Raw genomic sequence first — 16,995 nt, forward strand, 5'->3', positions numbered from 1 at the left:
ACTTTATTTCATAAAATATAACAAATACATAATTGCATATTACATTATAACGATTTTGATAAAAAATATAAGTGTTTATTGATAATTTTATCAATAAACACTTATTCGCGTTTCGAAATACTTTTATTTCCTATTAAAAATATTTAAATAAACTGCGAAAGAACAATGCCAGTAGCCATTAAGTGCAAAATTGCAGCGATTGGCTACTTTGTGGTTACTGCTAATCTTGGTTTGGTTATTTTGCGATTTGATGATTTTGGTTTTTGCTTGCGCATTTGATACGTTTATGCTGATATCGCATATGAAATCAGAATAAACATGTCATTAAGTAGGTGGGCGGTAATCACAGAATTCTATTAGCGTAAATCGTGATAGTAATCGTGATAGTAATAGGATAGTAAAATTTAATATAATTCATCCAATCGTGCTAATATAAGTTACAATATATGCACGAAAGGACGGTGAGTGTTATCGCCACATTATTAAACGCTAATGGCAGCAATATGATTACTTTGAAAGAAGCAAAATCTTGCGGACTGTCAAAATATAAGTTTTATAAATTTGTTAAAGATAATGAACTAGAACAGTTAAGCGGTGGAATATACGCGTCTAAAGACTCTTGGGTAGATGAGTTGCTTCTTATTCATAAGCGTTCACCGTCTGCTGTTTTCTCTCACGACGAAGCTTTCTTTTATCATGGATTAGTTGATATGGAGCCAATTACTCACACTATTACTGTTTATAGTGGTTTTAATGCTCACAGGCTTAAAGCATCGTGCAATGTGAAAGTTTATAGCGTAAAAAAAGAATTGCTTGAAGTTGGAAAGATTTTAGTCACGGATAATCTCGGTAATAAAGTACCAATGTATGATCTTGAAAGAAGTGTCTGTGACGCGTTTAGAAGCAGAAATTTAATTGAGATTCAAGAATTTAATACAATCTTGAAATCCTATATTGCTAGACCAGACAAGGATCTTAATTTGTTGATGGAGTATGCGAAACTTTTTAGAGTAAACAATGTTGTTCGCAAGTATTTTGAGGTGTTACTATAAGTGAATTTAACTGATGCGCAAATAAGAGGTAGAATCAAAAATCTCGCCGAACTAAATAACGCAGATTCTAGTGTGTTAATGCGTCTTTACATGATGGAACGCTACTTAGAGCGTGTGTCAGTTTCAAAATATCGCAACAATTTTATTGTAAAAGGCGGTGTTCTAGTAACATCTTTGCTTGGTATTTCTATGCGATCCACTATGGATATAGATACGACTATTCAAAATTATGATTTGTCTCTTGAGAATACGAAAAAAATGATTGAGGATATATCTCGTATAGACATAGACGATGGAGTTGATTTTACTATTAAAAGTGCAATGAAAATTATGGATGATATGGAATATCCAGGTATTCGTTTTGCGCTTGATTCACGAATTGGAAGAATGATAACGCCAATAAAGATTGATGTTTCTACGGGAGCTACTATTACACCACGCGCAATTGAGTATGACTATAAGTTGATGTTGGAGGATCGTTCTATTTCTATTCTTTCTTACAATATTGAAACAGTGTTTGCGGAAAAATTGCAAACTATTTTATCGCGCGGAATTCTTAATACGCGTATGAGAGATTTTTATGATGTTCACGTGCTACTTGTTTCACATAAAAGAGATGTAGATAGGGAGATTCTTAAGCGTGCTTTTCATGCAACTTGTGAAAATCGTAAAACTGAAAATATTATAGATAATCTTAAAGGTATTTATGAAAGTATCGCTTGTGATGAGAGACTTTCTTTATTGTGGTTGTCATATCAGCGTAAATATTCTTATGCTAAAGACATTGATTTTAGCAGTGTGTTACTAAGCCTGGATGCATTGTTGAAATTGCTTAAATAGAATTTTGCATTGAAATACTTGAAGTGATTGCTGGCTTTTCTAAATCATTGGGAGTTATGCGCTAGTAGCCATTAGGTGCAAAATTGCAGCGATTGGCTACTTTGGGATATTGAGAGTTTAAATTATCCAGATTATAATAGTAGCCATTAGGTGCAAAATTGCAGCGATTGGCTACTTTGGGATTTACTACTTTACAATCGTTCACTTATGCATACTTTTCGCAATGTTAGTGGAAAGATTTGTGTAACGATAGTAACAATAAAAAGATTTGCATATCAATATCGCAGTACGTTTGCACAATACTTATTGAAAGGATGCAGATATGCCTGTTAAAGAAATAAAGAGAGATTATTATATCCAAAAGCTTGATTCGGCGAAAAATAATGGTCTTATCAAGGTAATATCTGGCATGCGCAGATGCGGTAAAACGTATATTTTAATGAAACTATTTTATGACCATTTGATTGCGGATGGTGTAGAAGATGATCATATTATCCGCATAGCACTAGATGATAGAAGAAATAAAGACTTGCGTAATCCTGATAATATTCTTGCGCATGTTGATGAGCTTCTGAAAGACGATAAGACATACTACCTGTTTATTGATGAAGTTCAAATGATGGATGATTTTGTAGATGTGCTTAATAGTTTCCTGCATATTAGTAATCTAGATGTTTACGTTAGCGGTAGTAATTCTAAATTCCTTTCGTCGGATATCGTTACAGAATTTAGAGGAAGAAGTGATCAGATTAGAATTTACCCTCTTTCGTTTTCTGAATTTATGTCTGTTAATGAAAAAGATGAGCGAGACGCTTGGGAAGAATATTGGAGATTTGGCGGTCTTCCTCAAGTTGTTTTAATGGAAAGCGATGAGCAAAAACGTGAGTTTCTTCAATCAGTTTTTGAAAACACTTATAAAAGAGATATTCTTGATCGTCATGCAATACGGAAAAGAAGTGAACTTGATGATGTTACTAGAGTAATCGCTTCTTCTATTGGCGCTTTAACTAGCACTAGAAAAATCGTCCAAACGTTTAAATCTGTTTCACAGGTTTCGACTACAAGAACGACTGTTGAGAGATATATCTCTTATTTAGAAGATTCGTTCCTTTTAGAGAGTGCTATTCGATATGACATTAAAGGCAGGAAGTATATAGGTAGTCCTGTGAAGTATTATTTTACGGATCTTGGTGTGAGGAATGCGTTGCTTGGCTTTAGGCAGATGGAAGAAACTCACATAATGGAAAATGTTATTTACAATGAGTTAAAACGTCTTAGTTATAAGGTGGATGTTGGTAGTGTGCAAGTTAGTGAAGTGAATAAAAATGGCAAATCAGTTCGCAAACAAACGGAAGTTGATTTTGTTGTAAATAAGGCAGATCAAAGATTTTATATTCAATCTGCGCTTGCGTTACCTACTAGAGAGAAGACGTTGCAAGAAGAGAAATCTCTGATGAATATTAGCGATGCGTTCCGTAAGATTATTCTTGTTGGTGGGAGCGTAAAGCCTTGGCATACTGAGGAAGGCGTTCTTGTATTGGGATTGCTGAATTTCCTTCTTAATCCTGAAACTATTTACATGTAAGGTTTTGTGATTTTTCACAGCTGAGATGGTACCAGTAGTCATTAGGTGCAAATTTGCAGCGATTGGCTACTTTGGTATTGGATGCTTTGCGATTGTTGGTTTTATGGTTTTGTGCAAGAGGAAAACAATGCGCAGCTGATAGATAATATTGTTGGTATAAAGTAAAATCTATCCAAATAAAGGCGGCTTTGACTAGTTGATAGTTAAGGTCGCCTTTATTTTTTTTTTATTTTCGTTTATTTTACCCACGATTATTTCGTTCACGATAAGTGTTCACAAATTCTTCAACAGATAGGAACGTATCTTCATAACCCAGTTTCTCACACAGCTTCACAACATCTGGCTTGTCGAGCTGTGCAATAGAAAGTATGTCGTCTCGCCTAAAAGCGTCGCGCGCAGCACCGTCAAAAAGAATTCGACCATTTGCAAGCACAACAACGCGATTAAATACTCGAGCCACAAAATTCATATCATGAAGAACAGCTATAATAGTTTTTCCTTGCAAAACAAGGCGTTTAATAATTGATTCAATACAACGTTTTCCGCAATCATCCTGAGCGATTGTAGGCTCATCTAAAATAACAACTTGCGTATTCATTGCTAAAATTGACGCAATAGAAACCATTTTTCTTTCGCAAAGACTTAAATCGTAAGGATTTATCTCGCTTTTATCTAAAAGTCCTACAAGTTTTAGACTTTCTTTTGCTTGAATCAATGCTTTATCTTTATCAATTCCAATTTTCAAAAGTCCAAACATTACTTCGCGTATAACAGTTGATTCAAAAATCTGGTCATCTGGATTCTGGAATACAAAGCCAATATCTTTAGCAAGAGATGGAACACTACATTTTGCAATATCTTTACCATTTAATAAAACGCTTCCAGATTTTGGCGTAAGAAGTCCTCTAAGGATTTTTAGTAAAGTTGTTTTTCCAGTGCCATTTTGACCAACAATAGCGCATGCTCCAGGTGCAAAAGACAAATTGAGATCATCGAATATTTGTGTTGTTGGAGTATGAGAAAAAGACACATTTCGTATTTCAATAGTAGGAGTCATGATAAGCGATTCCCTTCGTGCGAGCTTAAAATGCGTGATGTTTGCTCAAGAGTTATTGGGTACAAGCCATTATCGCTTTTTAGCGAAAGTTTTTTGCAAATTTGAGTATAAATAGGAGGATTTACGCCATATTCTTCCAAGTCTTCGCGAGAAAAGATTTTTTGCGGAGTATCAAAATCAACGAGTTTTCCTTCGCTTAAAAGCATTACGCGGTCGCTATATTGCGCGATTTTTTCCATTTTGTGCTCAACCATAATAATAGTTTGACCCTGATTTTTTAAGGATTCTACAGACTTAAAAACCTCTTCCGAACCTTTAGGATCAAGCTGCGAAGTAGGCTCGTCTAAAATTATTATTTCTGGTTGCATAACTAAAATAGCGGCAATAGACATGCGCTGCATTTGACCGCCAGATAAATCGTATGGAGAACAATCTTTAAGATGAGCAATGTTAAGCATCTCCATGATTTTCTCTACGCGATTTTGCATTTCGTTTTGCTCAACGCCAAGATTTTCAAGCCCAAACGCAATTTCTTCGTACACAGTAAGCTTAGAGCCAGTAATTTGATTAAAAGGATTTTGGAAAACTAAACCAACTTTTTTACAAAGACTATCTATTGGCGTAGTTTTTGCGTTAAGACCGTCTACCTCAACTTTGCCGCCGTAAGCTCCGTGGTAAAGATTGGGAACAAGACCTAAAATAGCTTGCGATAAGGTTGATTTTCCAGCTCCATTAGCACCTATTATTCCAATAGATTCGCCTTTATTAATATCGCAAGAAATGTCATTGAGTGCAAGAGTTTTACTATAAGGATAGCGATATTTTAAGTGCTCTATATGAATAGCTGCCATGCTATATATCCTAAATTATTGAGTAACGCGTAAATAATAGATGCGACTATTACGATTAAACAAGCGCATAAAAATAGCGTATTGTATTTACTTGGCTTAAATGGTTTTATGAATGTTTTTTGATTATTGCATGAAAATCCGCGAACTTCTAAAGCTATAGTTCTTTCTTTAGAACTCATAAATGAAGACATTATAATCGGGGATATCAGAGGCAAAAAAGCTTTGAAACGTGTTATTAGGGAACCTTTTGTTTTCAATCCTCTGCTTCTTTGAGCGTCAACAATAGTCGAAGTTTGCTGTGTTATTTGAGGAATGATTTGAAATAGCGAGACAAAAACATAGCCCATTTTAGGTGGTAAACCAGCTTGTATCATCTCTTGCATCATATCGGAAGGTTTAGTTGTAAGCGTTAAAACACAGAACGCAAACGAAATATTTAATATATTTAGCACGATCTTCATTGCTACTTCAAAACCTTCTTTGCGAGCAATCAAAGGTCCTAGTTTGAATAAAATCGTATAGTTTCCCGATCTAAAGAAAGTCTGAACTATAAAAATAGTTACAATAATAAAACCAGTAACTTGTATTACAATTTTTATTTTTGCTAGGACCCTTGATGTTGCAAGTAATATTAGGCTCAAAATAATAAAGATAGCGAAAGAAGTATAGCCTCCAAGCAAACCCGGTGTGCTTATAGCGCATATTACGTATGCAAGTTTGGTTTTTGCAGATAATCCGTTTAAAAACGAATTCTTATCTTCAAATAGGCTTATGCTTTTCATACTATCTCGTCTTATTGTGCTTATATTAAAACTTGTAAATCTTAGCGTTTATGTGATTTATTTGTTTGCGATAAACGTTTATTTATCAAGATCTTCGTCATCGGATTGATAGATAGCTATTAAACTCTTAGGAAGAACTTTATAAATTCCAGCTGCAAGGAACAAAACAACAATCTTGTCTGGTATGTCTACAACAAGCTCATCTACGAATGACGCAAAGAAGCCTTTGGAACCCATTGCTGCAAAAACAGCGTCACCCCAAACGTTTCCGGTGGTTCCGCCCCAATAAATCATGTTTAGAGGTGTAGAAATGATTATTGCGATTGCTGCAACAATAAGACTTGTTATAAAAATGTGCAAGCCTTTGTCCATATATTTTAATCGTGCAGCGATTCCAACGCTTACACCAATTGCTGCAGCTGTAATGCTATAAACTGTAGAAATTGGATCAATCGTTAAGCCGTAAACAATATTAGTTAAAAATCCCGCAATTCCGCCTACAACTGGGCCTGCTAAGCATGCTGAAATGCAAGTGCCTAGTGTGCCAAGCCAAAGTGGTAGTTTTAGCATGCTTGCAAATAGTTTTGCAACATAATTTATGCCAATTGCGGCTGGTATTAGTACGAGTGAAGCAGTAGTTAATTTAACGCTCCAAATATTCTTTAGTTTATTTACCATTTTGGAATTTCCTATCAGTTAAGGAATAAATTCAAGTTCATTATACGCTTTGCCAAATGTTATTAAAGTAGTTGAAAATTAATGTGTTATAAATTGTTATATTGTTTATTTTGTGTTATTTTGTTCTTTGCTATTTGTTTTGTATTAGATCTTTATTGAAAATAATCACATCTAAGCTACTTTGCTAGCAAAATCAAAGTTGTTCAAAATCAAAGTCGTTATTATTCAACTATTCCAAATAATGATTATTTATGATAAAAAAATATAAGAGCCTTTTATGCCTTTTATAAAAATGTTGTTACGAAAATATTGGCGATTATAAGAGGGAGATGACGATGAATGTAAAGCATAGTAGCGTGTTTACAGATCCAGAAGTTTTAGAAAGACTTAATAAATTAGAAAAATCTCCCCAAATGCAAGGGAAACTAAATGAGTTAAAAGACGGCGTAAAAAACAACGCTTTTGACCCAATGCGTTTAATCCCATTAATACCAGTAGTGCTGATTATTGGTGCTGTTGGCAATTATCTTCCTTCGTTTGATTACTCTACTTATAAATATCCTTTACTCATAGTAATTGCTTTTGTTGTTTGCTTTGCTGGTAAGTTTTTTGTAAGTAATAAGGTTGATGTAAGCTCGCTATACGCGGATAATGTTTTAACGCCGATTCTAAATGCGATTCTGCCTGGAACGGTATTAGAAAATTCTGAAGGAATTGACAATAGTATTTTTAATAATCTTCTGCCAATATCGAGTAGGTATTATTCAAATAAACACATAATTTTTGGCGATGAATCTAAAACCGAATTTTCAAATATGCAAGCAATGCACTTTTCTAGAAGTGAAAGTGGAAAAACTGTCAAAAAAACGGATTTTATTGGGCAAGTCTTATTAATAAACACAAAAACCAATATAAATGGTCATATTAGAATCGTTCCAGTTACTGGAAAGAGCTTTATGGGGCAAAAACTAAATGGATATTATGGCAAAAAAACAAAAGAAGAGAGCGAAGTCCAAACAGAATCCATTGAATTTAACAATTCGTATTCAATCTTTTCTACAGACGATTTTTATACGAAGCTGGTATTAGATCCAAGTTTTATAGAAATATTGAATAATTTGCAAAAAAGAATGAGAATTTGCGTATATTTAGATAGCGAACATATTATTGCAGCTTTTGACTCTGGTCGGTATCTATTCGGCGCTCCAGGAAAATCTGGAATAGAAAACCTATCTTTAACAAGAGAATACGCAAAATTTAGAGATGTTTTGGCTGAGTATTACGAGGTAATCAGCTTAATTAGAGAAAAATTGCAAAATTAGAAGCTAGAAAATTTCAATACTAGCGAATTGCAAAAGTAGAAAAACTAAGACTAGAGAAAGACTAGAACTAAAGGAGACATTATGAGTGACATTATGGATGACATTATGGATAGGGACACCATTTTAATAGTTATTGCAATAGTGCTTGTGATGATTATTGGTTGGTTTATTGGCACTTTAAATAGATTAAGAAAATATAGAGTGATTATAAAAGAGTCGCAGAAAAACGTTGATATTGCGCTCGCTAAAAGATATGACACGATTTGCCAAATGTTCAAAGTTGCACAGTCATTTGCAAAATATGAAAAAACAACATTAGTGGATTTAGTGAGTCTAAGAGAAGGCTTAAACTCTGATGATTCTAGTGCGGTAATAAAAAATCAGAATCATGCGATAGGGAAGATTTATGCTTTAGCAGAAGCTTACCCAGAATTAAAATCTTCTGAACAATTTTTGAATTTGCAAGAGGAAATAAACGATGAAAACGAGCAGCTGGCGGCAGCAAAAAGAATAGTAAATAGTAACATCAGCACTCTTAATCAAGATATCGTTACATTTCCAGTATCGATTATTGCAAGTTTAAGCGGAATAAAGCAGATGGATTTTCTTAGTGAAGATGATCTAAGCAATAAGAAGAATATTGATAGCATATTGAGCTAAATGTCATATTGAAGTAGCCAATCATCGCAAATTTGCGGCGATTGGCTACTTGCGATATTGAGATTTTATTGCGAAAAGCTATTGCAAGAGTAATTCAGCCCCACAAATTTTATTTTGCAGGGCTGAATTACTTATTTTATTTATTATCTATTTTTTATTTATTATCTATTGATTACTTGCTAGATTTTTTAGCAAATTTTTTACTCACTAGTGCAGTCAACCATGGCGTAGCCAAGGCAGTAATAATTACTGCGGCAGCAATTTGAGGAGTCGCTATTAATGCGGCTTTTGCCAAATTTGGATCTATAGCCATCATTGCAGCTGGTGTTGCAACAGCACTTGCTGCAGTACTACTTATAGCAGCACCAGCAATACCAGAGCCTCTAGTTAAGAAACGATCTGCTAATACTGTAAACACAAATCCAGAAAGTACTATAATGCCAAGCAGCACACCAGAAAGTCCGCCTTCAACTAGTTGAGCAAAGTTCATGTTTGCTCCTAGAACAAAGCCGAGAATCATGGTTATAGGTATTATGCCATTAACCAGTTGCTTCTTCATGTAAGGGAAACAATTTCCTAGAATCATTCCCAAAACAAGAGGTAAAATCGATCCAACAATTTGCCAGAATGGTATTACGGCTTGCCCAGAAGAGTTCATAACAATCATGGTTACTGTTGGGCCAACGCTTATGGTTGTCATAGCTACAGCTCCACGATCTACTTCAGTGCCGTAGTTTGCTGTAATGCCAGAATAAAGCGCATTATTGGCTACAGTCATTGCGCCCAAAATAGACAACATTGACAATCCAAGCAGATTATTATTGCAGAACTTGGAAACAAGCAGAGCAATAACAATAGCAGTTAGGATCTTAACGCTAATAATTACGGCACCTCGCCATAAAGCTTTAGGAGCATTCTTAAATGAAAGACTTGCTCCGATGCAAAGCATGAATGCGCCAACCAAAGGACCAGTTCCATTAATTACCGCTGTTGTAAAACCACCTATTTTTAAGGATGCTGGGAAGCATGAGTTCACTAAGCAGCCTATAAATAGAGGAACAACAATTGTAGCTCCTGGAATTTTTATTTTCTTTAAGTCTATTTTTGTGCTTTGGCTTTTTAGATTTGCGAACATGATTTTCTCCGTCAGCCGTCTAATACGATTCCGCCATCAACATCGCCAATCTCTCCGTTGACGAAGGAAGATTCTTTAGCTGCAAAGAATAGAATCATTTGCGCAATTTCCACAGGCTGTGCTTTGCGGTGCAAAGGAATAGCATTAATAATTTTTGCTTCTTTTTCCTTGTCTTCCTTCAAAGCTTGAGTCATTGGTGTTTCAGTATAAGATGGGCATACTGCGTTGCAACGAATACCATACTTGCCGCCTTCTTTTGCAACGGCTTTTGTTAAACCATTCACACCAGCTTTAGATGTTGCGTATGCTGCTGTTCCTAGTAAACCGCCGCCAATCTTTCCAGCCACAGAGCTAACGTTTACGATTCTTCCGCCGCCATTTTCCTTAAAATGCTCAAATAAAGCATGGTTTGTTGCGTAAGTTCCGTAAAGATTAATCTTTACTGTTCTATCAAATTCAGCGTCTGTTAACTGCTCAAATGGAACAGTTGAAACAACGCCGCCGCAGTTTACCAAAACATCTACTTTGCCAAAATCTTTGATGATTTGCGCAAAAACGTCGTTAACATTTTGAACATCACCAAGATTTATCTTATAGACAAAGATATTATCTGAACCTAATTCAGATTTTGTTTGGTTTGCTTTTTCTTCATTGATATCGGCGATAATTACTTTTCCGCCTCCATCTAGTACGCCTCGGACGACTTCTCTGCCGATTCCTTGAGCGCCTCCTGTTACAATGACCACGTCATTTGTGAAATTCATTGTTTTTACCTTCTTTCTGAAAAAGAGATAATAACATGGCTGAGTCTACTCTTAAATGCTATTGTTAACAAATTTGTATTAATGTATTTAATTTTTAAAGAATAACTTATGAATTTTTATGTTTAAAAGTCATAAAACATAAACTATAAATTCATAAATCAACAAACTCTTAAATACATAAATAGGTATCTAAATAAACTGCGATATTACAATACCTGCCGCCATGAGTGGAATGTTAAAAATAAGGAATGTTGGAACGCAAGTATCCCAAATGTGGCTATGCTGACCGTCTGCGTTCAATCCAGCAGTAGGTCCAAGCGTTGTGTCGGAAGCAGGAGAGCCTGCATCTCCAAGAGCCGCTGCAGAAGACATAAGAAGAATTGTTGCAGGAGTGCTAAAACCAATGCTTTGGCAGAGTGGAACGAATAAAACCGCAAGAATAGGAACAGTTCCAAACGAAGTGCCAATTCCCATAGTAACGAGCAAACCAATAATCGTGATTACGAATGCGGCGATTATCTTGTTTTGTCCCATTGCTGCAACGCCTATGTGTACAAGTTCATTAACTCCACCAGTGGCTTGAATTACGTTAGCGTAGCCGCCGGCAATAAGCATAACAAAAGCGATAAGACCCATGAGTTTTACGCCACCAGTAAGCTGCTTATCAATATCATTCCATTTTATGGCTCCAAAAATAATCATGGTTGCAAGACCTGCAATAGAAGAAAGCGAAAGATCCTTACTAATAACTTGCACAATGACAACCACAATGATCGCGAGAATAGTTACGTAATGGCGGCTAGTAAGACCACCAACCACAGCGTCTGCAGCGCGAGTGTCTGATTCAGTTGTAGTGTATTCACGAGGCTTTCTGTATAGCACAAACACGGCGAATAGGAGTGCGGCAAGCATTGCTGCACCTAAATACCAGTTCACAGCACTAACGTCTGCAACGCTAACCTTCATACCGTTTTTAGAAAGATTAGTTGCAATAACCGTTTGGAAAATTAAGCCAAAGCCAAAAGGAATAGCAATATATGGAACTTCAAGACCAAATGCTGTACAACATGCTGCAGCACGGCGATCTAGCTTCATCTTATTCATAACTCGTAAAATTGGCGGAATAAGAATAGGAATGTAAGCAATGTGAACAGGCACAATATTTTGAGACATGCAAGCGATCAAAGTTAAAATCGCAAGCAAAACATATTTTTTATTTCCAATTATTTGACTGATCTTCTTAGAAATAATTTGAGCTAATCCAGTTGAAGTAATTGCCTCTGCAAAGGTTCCAAGAAGAATGTAGGCGAGCGCAGTTTGCGCGTTTGTTGAGAAACCATCACATAGCAAAGCCATAATAGTGTGATTCCCATCTCCAAAAAGAGGGAGATGCCCAGCTATGCCTCCTGCAACGCATGCAACAATCATTGCGAGTAAAACATTAAGTTTTGCAAGACTTAACACGCATAACACTACAACCGATACGATTACCGGATTGCATAGAATGTTTAAAATTTGCATACTGTTTCACCTCTTTTTAAAGTTATCTTCATTTTTATGTTTGCAAATAATATGTTTTTTTAATTTTGATATTTTTTCAATTTTAATAATTAAAGACAATATAACATAAAGACATACGTAAAATTTTTATTGGCAAAATAAAGATATTAAGTATGCTTGAAATTTACATGTTTGAATCATAAATGTGACATTTTGTCACTATATATCGTGTTTTTATGGTTAAAACATAAACAAATGAACAAAATGTCTAAAAATAAGTTAATATTTGTTCGCCTTGAATAGTACGATGAAAGTACTTTCAGGAGATCAACGTCAATAATTGGTCTCTTAATTTATAACCTTTTGTTGCAACATAGCAATATGAGGTAGTCGCCAAAATCATTATAGGCGATATCAGAATTAAATATTGAGTCTGAAGTTAGAAGAATCAAAATAATCAAAAAAATCAAAATAAAACCAAAAAATTGAAAATTAAAAATTAAAAATCCACAATTAAAGAGCAAAAGGAGGAATGCTCGGCGATTGCAATAGAAGCGTGCCGTACGGTTTCGCTTCAAATGCTTATTTCGCCGCATGTAAATTATGCAAGAAGAACAAACGCTTATAGAAGCGAAAGAATTAGGATTAAAAAGATTTACAAGAACTCCATTTTGGAATGTGTCACTAAAAGTTAAGCCGCACGAAATTGTAGCAATATCTGGAGAACACGGTTCGGGAAAATCTGCACTGCTGCTCACACTATCTGGATATATGAAATTCACAAGTGGAATGTTAAAAATAGCAGATTTGGATATGCCAACAGACACTAGAGAATCGCGTCAATATGTTGGACTGGGCATATTCAACGGAATTAACGAGTTCTATAAGACTCAAACAATAGAAGAAGCGCTTATGAGTGAGCTGAAACTTGCCAGCGCATCTCCGCTATTTCGCAAACAATACAAGAATAATGTTAAAAATCGCGAAGCTCTACAACAGTACGCGTATAACCTATTAGCATATTGGAAAGTATTATCTCCTAGAGAAACTGCTATTGGTGATCTAACACCATATGAGCGAATGAGATTGGGAATCGCACTTGCTTTGCTGAAAAAGCCGTGGATTCTTTTTGTAGATGGAGTAGAAACTGAGCTTACAAGTGAACAAAGTGAATGCTTGCTTGCAGATATTCGCGCATACGTTACCACACATTTTTGCTCATGTTGCATAGGAGTCTTACAAAGTGAGCTAGAAAATCAGGCGGATCAAGTTTTAAAACTAAGCTCTGCGAATTATAGAAACATTGATGAGCTTAACATAAATGGAGATGGTAAGAATGCACGTTAATACTATTGCTCTTGCATTCCGTGAACTAAATAATGCCATAAAAGGAAAAGCTAGAAAACTTGTTATAGGAACAGTAGCTTTAATACCACTCTTATATGGTTCGTTATATTTATGGGCTTTTACAAATCCTTACAAAACGCTAGACACTGTTCCAGTCGCAGTTGTTGTGGAAGATAACGGTGCGATGATAAACGGCAAAATGCGCAATGTTGGCGATGAAATCAAGAATCGTTTAAAGAATCAAAAAGATGGAAGTGAAGGATTCCAGTGGAACTTTGTAAATAGCGCTAAAGCAAACAAAGGACTTAAAAATGGCGATTACTTTATGGTAGCAACTATTCCATCGTCTTTTAGCAAGTGCATTGCTTCAGCCGAATATGATAGTCCAACTAAAGCAAAGCTTCACGTAAAATACGACCAAGCTAGTAACATGCTTGCGTCGCAAATAGGCAAAACAGCGTTTCGAACTTTAAGGAGTGAAATCAGCGAGGCGATTGCTCAGGAATATTGGGAGCATATGTTTGAAAAAGTAAACTCTGCTTCTGATTCTCTTAATTCAGCAGTGAGTGGTTCTGGCGATTTAAGTGCAGGAATGCAATCGCTTAATGGTGGAGTAGATAAGCTTGCTGATGGATCGATCAAGCTTACTCAGTCTTTGCAAAAACTACAAAACGGATTAAGTGAACTTCAAAAGGGAGCGCAATCGCTTAGCAATGCAAATGCACAGAGCAAAGATGGAGCACAATTCTTAGCTCAAAAAACTAACGATTTGGCAAATGGCGCAAATCAGCTAAATAGTGGAGCGCAAACGCTACATAACGCAACAGACGAATTATATAATGGTGCGCAAAAGCTTTCAGATTCTAGTGCGCAGCTTGAAGAACATGTTAAGGCTGTAAACGAGGCTACAAAAAATCAGCTTGCTCAATTGCTTGTTGAAGCGCAAAATCCGCTTGTAACAAAAGAGCTTGTGTTAGAAAAATTGCAAGGTCTTGCAGGAGGATTAAGCGAAAATTCTAAGCTCTTAGAGACGAATCTTTCGGCATTGAGTCAAGGTGCTGGAGCACTTTCTTCTGGTAGTTTGAAGATAAAAGCTGGAGTTGACGCCGTCTCTAAAGGAATATCAAGCGTTCACAATGGTTCGACTCAGCTTTCCTCTGGAGCAAATAAGCTGGCGGAAGGTCTTAATAAAGTAAGCAACGGCAGTGAAAAGCTCAATAATGGTATTAATTCTGCTGCGCTTGGATCTTCAAAAATAGTTGATGGATCAAGTCAATTGAATTCTGGAGTTCAAAAGCTTTCTGAAAATACTCCAAAGCTTGTTGATGGAGCTAAAAAGTTACATGAGGGGCTTAAAAATGCTCAAAACTCTAGCAAAATCAACAATGTTAAGCAAAAAAGCAAGATGATGAGCGCTCCAGTTGCGTTGAAAGAGCATGATTATTCACATGTTGAAAACTACGGAACCGGCTTTGCACCTTACTTTATTTCTATAGGTCTTTGGGTTGGTGCGCTTATGGCAACTTTTGTTTTGAGAGTTATGGATAGGCGAGCAATACTTAATGGCATGAATCCGCTTAAAAGCGCGCTTATTAGTTTTACGCCGTTTGTGCTTATGGGCGTTGTGCAAGCGATTATTCTTATGGGCGTTGTTCACGGAGCGTTGAAATTGCAAATCGATAATGTTGGCGAATTCTACGCGCTGGGGATTATAGCGTCAATAGTCTTTATGGCTATAATGCAAATGATTATGGCAGTGTTTAAGATTCCAGGAAGAATAGTTGCGATTGTGCTACTTATGCTGCAAATCACTAGCTCTGCAGGAACTTTCCCAGTGCAAATGACGCCATCGTTCTTTAGAGCAGTTCACCCATATTTGCCTATGACATACTCGATTATGGGGTTGCGTCAAGCAATGGCTGGAAGAAACAGTGGCGCAATAGCCTCAAGCATTGGAATTCTTGTAATCTTTGGCATTATTGCGATTGCAATAACAAGCATTGTTGATTGTGTAAAGCGCACAGTTACTATGTTTGATTTGCATCCTGTAATAACGCTTGAGCCTTGAGCTTTGAGCTTGCTGTAAGGGTTATTAATTAACAAAAATCCCCACAACCTTCATTGTTGTGGGGATTATTTTTTAGTGAAATTAGTGAAATCTGACTTTAGAAAGTAGATGCGTAGACTTCGGCAATAGCATCTTCGCTCATATGCATGTAGGAATTCTTCAAAAGTCGCTGCTGCTCTTTAACAACGCTCGAAGCCCAGCTTTGAATCATGTCTTCGGTCATGCCATACTCGTGAAGCTTGTGCTTAGGAAGAATTGTGTTAAGCACTTCGTCGAGCTTATATAATACATCTGCTTTATTGCATTCTAGAATATTTGCCATGAAGTCGAAAAGTTTAGAAAGCTCAGTGTATTCTGCGCTATTGCTGTTTTCGCAGTCGTGCTTAGCATAGTATCGCAAAACGCTTGTAAGAAGCGCGGCGTTCGTTTCTCCGTGAGCCACGTGGAAAGTGCCGCCAAGGGGATAAGCCATCGCGTGCACGCAACCGCAGCCAGCATTACCAAAAGCAATACCAGCATAAAGACTTGCAGAAACCAAGTCGCTTACAACTTGGCTTTTTGCGCTGCTGCCTTCTTTAACAACTCGCATATAGCTTTGCAAAATAAGCCCGCAAGCCTTGTAACTAAACATTTTTGTAAGCTCGGTTGCAATAGGGGAGAGCGCAGACTCAATCGAATGAGTAAGAGCGTCAATAGAGCTGGTTGCAAAAACGTAATCTGGAAGGCTCTTTAATAATTCTGGAATAAGAACTGCGTCTGTAGCGTAGCAAGCATCGTTTGCCAAACCCTTTTTAGTGTTGCGCTTTGTAAGCGAGAACACGGCGACGTTAGTAACTTCGGAGCCAGTTCCGCAAGTAGTTGGAACAAGAATAAGATCCGCGCCTTTTTGTACAGGAATCTTGCCGTCAACCAAATCTTCGAGCGGGCTTGTTTGCTTCAAAGCGCAAACCTTGGAAATGTCCAAAACGGTTCCACCGCCAATGCCGATCACGCGCTTTGGGGTAGTGTGAATATCGCGAACAATCGCATCAACCATTTCGTCGCTTGGCTCGCCCTTGCCGTAGTTCTCTTGGAAAATCACATTGCAATCAAGGTTCAAGCTGCCAAAATAAGGTTCCCAAATGTACTTGTTTGTAATAACCAAATCGTCTTCGCCAAGCTTAAATTCTTGCGCAAAATCGCTCGTATTTTCAAATTTATGAATAGTTGGCTTAATAGAGAGCTGTTTCATCCTAGACTCCTTTGTGTTAATCTGCATGTCTTATGCCAATAGTGCGCGGATGATTAAAAAACCAAGCAACTGCTCCATTATAGAACAGGTTGCTTGGTTTAATAAACGCGATTTAAGCTAATC

15 protein-coding genes are annotated in these 16,995 nt (G+C 36.6%); 7 read left to right on the forward strand and 8 right to left on the reverse strand.

The annotated features are described in order from the left end of the window. Window positions 1–503: 503 nt before the first annotated feature. The 3 genes from ACJV45_RS02085 to ACJV45_RS02095 all read left to right on the forward strand — a co-directional run bounded on the left by ACJV45_RS02085 (window position 504) and on the right by ACJV45_RS02095 (window position 3,477). On the forward strand, window positions 504–1,052 hold the full coding sequence (locus ACJV45_RS02085; RefSeq protein ID WP_004123016.1) for a type IV toxin-antitoxin system AbiEi family antitoxin domain-containing protein: 549 nt from the start codon (window positions 504–506) through the stop codon (window positions 1,050–1,052). Further along, window positions 1,053–1,892 carry a nucleotidyl transferase AbiEii/AbiGii toxin family protein gene (locus ACJV45_RS02090; RefSeq protein ID WP_419397543.1) on the forward strand — a complete coding sequence of 280 codons (840 nt, stop codon included), beginning with the start codon at window positions 1,053–1,055 and terminating at the stop codon, window positions 1,890–1,892. 322 nt (window positions 1,893–2,214) lie between these two features. Continuing rightward, entirely contained in the window at window positions 2,215–3,477 is a 1,263-nt protein-coding gene (locus ACJV45_RS02095) for an ATP-binding protein (protein ID WP_019261468.1), read from the forward strand. 241 nt (window positions 3,478–3,718) lie between these two features. On the opposite strand, the gene ACJV45_RS02100 is transcribed toward ACJV45_RS02095, so the two are convergent. The 4 genes from ACJV45_RS02100 to ACJV45_RS02115 all read right to left on the reverse strand — a co-directional run bounded on the left by ACJV45_RS02100 (window position 3,719) and on the right by ACJV45_RS02115 (window position 6,845). Then, window positions 3,719–4,534 (reverse strand): energy-coupling factor ABC transporter ATP-binding protein, encoded by an 816-nt coding sequence (locus tag ACJV45_RS02100; RefSeq protein ID WP_419397544.1) that lies wholly within the window; start codon window positions 4,532–4,534, stop codon window positions 3,719–3,721. Further along, window positions 4,531–5,385 (reverse strand): energy-coupling factor ABC transporter ATP-binding protein, encoded by an 855-nt coding sequence (locus ACJV45_RS02105; protein ID WP_419397545.1) that lies wholly within the window; start codon window positions 5,383–5,385, stop codon window positions 4,531–4,533. Before ACJV45_RS02105 ends, ACJV45_RS02100 begins: the two co-directional genes overlap by 4 nt. Continuing rightward, complete coding sequence (locus ACJV45_RS02110) at window positions 5,367–6,167, reverse strand: energy-coupling factor transporter transmembrane component T family protein (protein WP_004113221.1); 801 nt, start codon at window positions 6,165–6,167, stop codon at window positions 5,367–5,369. Before ACJV45_RS02110 ends, ACJV45_RS02105 begins: the two co-directional genes overlap by 19 nt. Window positions 6,168–6,245: 78 nt before the next feature. Continuing rightward, a complete protein-coding gene (locus ACJV45_RS02115) occupies window positions 6,246–6,845 on the reverse strand; it encodes a hypothetical protein (RefSeq protein WP_016813314.1) in 600 nt (199 codons plus the stop codon). A gap of 335 nt (window positions 6,846–7,180) precedes the next feature. Here ACJV45_RS02115 and ACJV45_RS02120 point away from each other — a divergent pair, with 335 nt between their 5' ends. Then, a complete protein-coding gene (locus ACJV45_RS02120) occupies window positions 7,181–8,167 on the forward strand; it encodes a DUF3137 domain-containing protein (RefSeq protein WP_419397546.1) in 987 nt (328 codons plus the stop codon). An 81-nt stretch (window positions 8,168–8,248) separates the two neighbouring features. Continuing rightward, entirely contained in the window at window positions 8,249–8,827 is a 579-nt protein-coding gene (locus tag ACJV45_RS02125; RefSeq protein ID WP_419397547.1) for a LemA family protein, read from the forward strand. Window positions 8,828–8,999: 172 nt separating this feature from the next. On the opposite strand, the gene ACJV45_RS02130 is transcribed toward ACJV45_RS02125, so the two are convergent. The 3 genes from ACJV45_RS02130 to ACJV45_RS02140 all read right to left on the reverse strand — a co-directional run bounded on the left by ACJV45_RS02130 (window position 9,000) and on the right by ACJV45_RS02140 (window position 12,247). Then, window positions 9,000–9,962: a 2-keto-3-deoxygluconate permease gene (locus ACJV45_RS02130; protein ID WP_004123028.1), complete on the reverse strand. Its 963-nt coding sequence runs from the start codon at window positions 9,960–9,962 to the stop codon at window positions 9,000–9,002. 11 nt (window positions 9,963–9,973) lie between these two features. Next, entirely contained in the window at window positions 9,974–10,726 is a 753-nt protein-coding gene (locus ACJV45_RS02135) for an SDR family NAD(P)-dependent oxidoreductase (RefSeq protein WP_004123030.1), read from the reverse strand. Window positions 10,727–10,915: 189 nt separating this feature from the next. Then, window positions 10,916–12,247: a Na+/H+ antiporter NhaC family protein gene (locus ACJV45_RS02140; RefSeq protein WP_016813311.1), complete on the reverse strand. Its 1,332-nt coding sequence runs from the start codon at window positions 12,245–12,247 to the stop codon at window positions 10,916–10,918. 582 nt (window positions 12,248–12,829) lie between these two features. Between ACJV45_RS02140 and ACJV45_RS02145 the strand changes: the two genes are divergently transcribed. Together ACJV45_RS02145 and ACJV45_RS02150 are read left to right on the forward strand one after the other, a co-directional pair. Beyond that, window positions 12,830–13,573, forward strand: a complete 744-nt coding sequence (locus ACJV45_RS02145; protein WP_419397548.1) for an ATP-binding cassette domain-containing protein — start codon at window positions 12,830–12,832, stop codon at window positions 13,571–13,573. Beyond that, entirely contained in the window at window positions 13,563–15,641 is a 2,079-nt protein-coding gene (locus tag ACJV45_RS02150; protein ID WP_032812326.1) for a YhgE/Pip domain-containing protein, read from the forward strand. The genes ACJV45_RS02145 and ACJV45_RS02150 overlap by 11 nt, the downstream gene beginning before the upstream one ends. A gap of 97 nt (window positions 15,642–15,738) precedes the next feature. Here ACJV45_RS02150 and ACJV45_RS02155 read toward each other — a convergent pair whose 3' ends face one another. After that, a complete protein-coding gene (locus ACJV45_RS02155) occupies window positions 15,739–16,872 on the reverse strand; it encodes a 4-hydroxybutyrate dehydrogenase (protein ID WP_419397549.1) in 1,134 nt (377 codons plus the stop codon). Window positions 16,873–16,995: the final 123 nt, after the last annotated feature.

Source organism: Gardnerella lacydonensis (assembly GCF_048545055.1).
Classification (GTDB): domain Bacteria; phylum Actinomycetota; class Actinomycetes; order Actinomycetales; family Bifidobacteriaceae; genus Bifidobacterium; species Bifidobacterium vaginale_C.

Excerpts from the sequence above, each read along its gene's own strand:
- ACJV45_RS02085 (WP_004123016.1), top strand. The coding sequence starts at position 504 with ATGATTACTTTGAAAGAAGCAAAATCTTGCGGACTGTCAAAATATAAG.
- ACJV45_RS02095 (WP_019261468.1), top strand. The coding sequence starts at position 2,215 with ATGCCTGTTAAAGAAATAAAGAGAGATTATTATATCCAAAAGCTTGAT.
- ACJV45_RS02100 (WP_419397544.1), bottom strand. The coding sequence starts at position 4,534 with ATGACTCCTACTATTGAAATACGAAATGTGTCTTTTTCTCATACTCCA.
- ACJV45_RS02105 (WP_419397545.1), bottom strand. The coding sequence starts at position 5,385 with ATGGCAGCTATTCATATAGAGCACTTAAAATATCGCTATCCTTATAGT.
- ACJV45_RS02110 (WP_004113221.1), bottom strand. The coding sequence starts at position 6,167 with ATGAAAAGCATAAGCCTATTTGAAGATAAGAATTCGTTTTTAAACGGA.
- ACJV45_RS02115 (WP_016813314.1), bottom strand. The coding sequence starts at position 6,845 with ATGGTAAATAAACTAAAGAATATTTGGAGCGTTAAATTAACTACTGCT.
- ACJV45_RS02120 (WP_419397546.1), top strand. The coding sequence starts at position 7,181 with ATGAATGTAAAGCATAGTAGCGTGTTTACAGATCCAGAAGTTTTAGAA.
- ACJV45_RS02125 (WP_419397547.1), top strand. The coding sequence starts at position 8,249 with ATGAGTGACATTATGGATGACATTATGGATAGGGACACCATTTTAATA.
- ACJV45_RS02130 (WP_004123028.1), bottom strand. The coding sequence starts at position 9,962 with ATGTTCGCAAATCTAAAAAGCCAAAGCACAAAAATAGACTTAAAGAAA.
- ACJV45_RS02135 (WP_004123030.1), bottom strand. The coding sequence starts at position 10,726 with ATGAATTTCACAAATGACGTGGTCATTGTAACAGGAGGCGCTCAAGGA.
- ACJV45_RS02140 (WP_016813311.1), bottom strand. The coding sequence starts at position 12,247 with ATGCAAATTTTAAACATTCTATGCAATCCGGTAATCGTATCGGTTGTA.
- ACJV45_RS02145 (WP_419397548.1), top strand. The coding sequence starts at position 12,830 with ATGCAAGAAGAACAAACGCTTATAGAAGCGAAAGAATTAGGATTAAAA.
- ACJV45_RS02150 (WP_032812326.1), top strand. The coding sequence starts at position 13,563 with ATGCACGTTAATACTATTGCTCTTGCATTCCGTGAACTAAATAATGCC.
- ACJV45_RS02155 (WP_419397549.1), bottom strand. The coding sequence starts at position 16,872 with ATGAAACAGCTCTCTATTAAGCCAACTATTCATAAATTTGAAAATACG.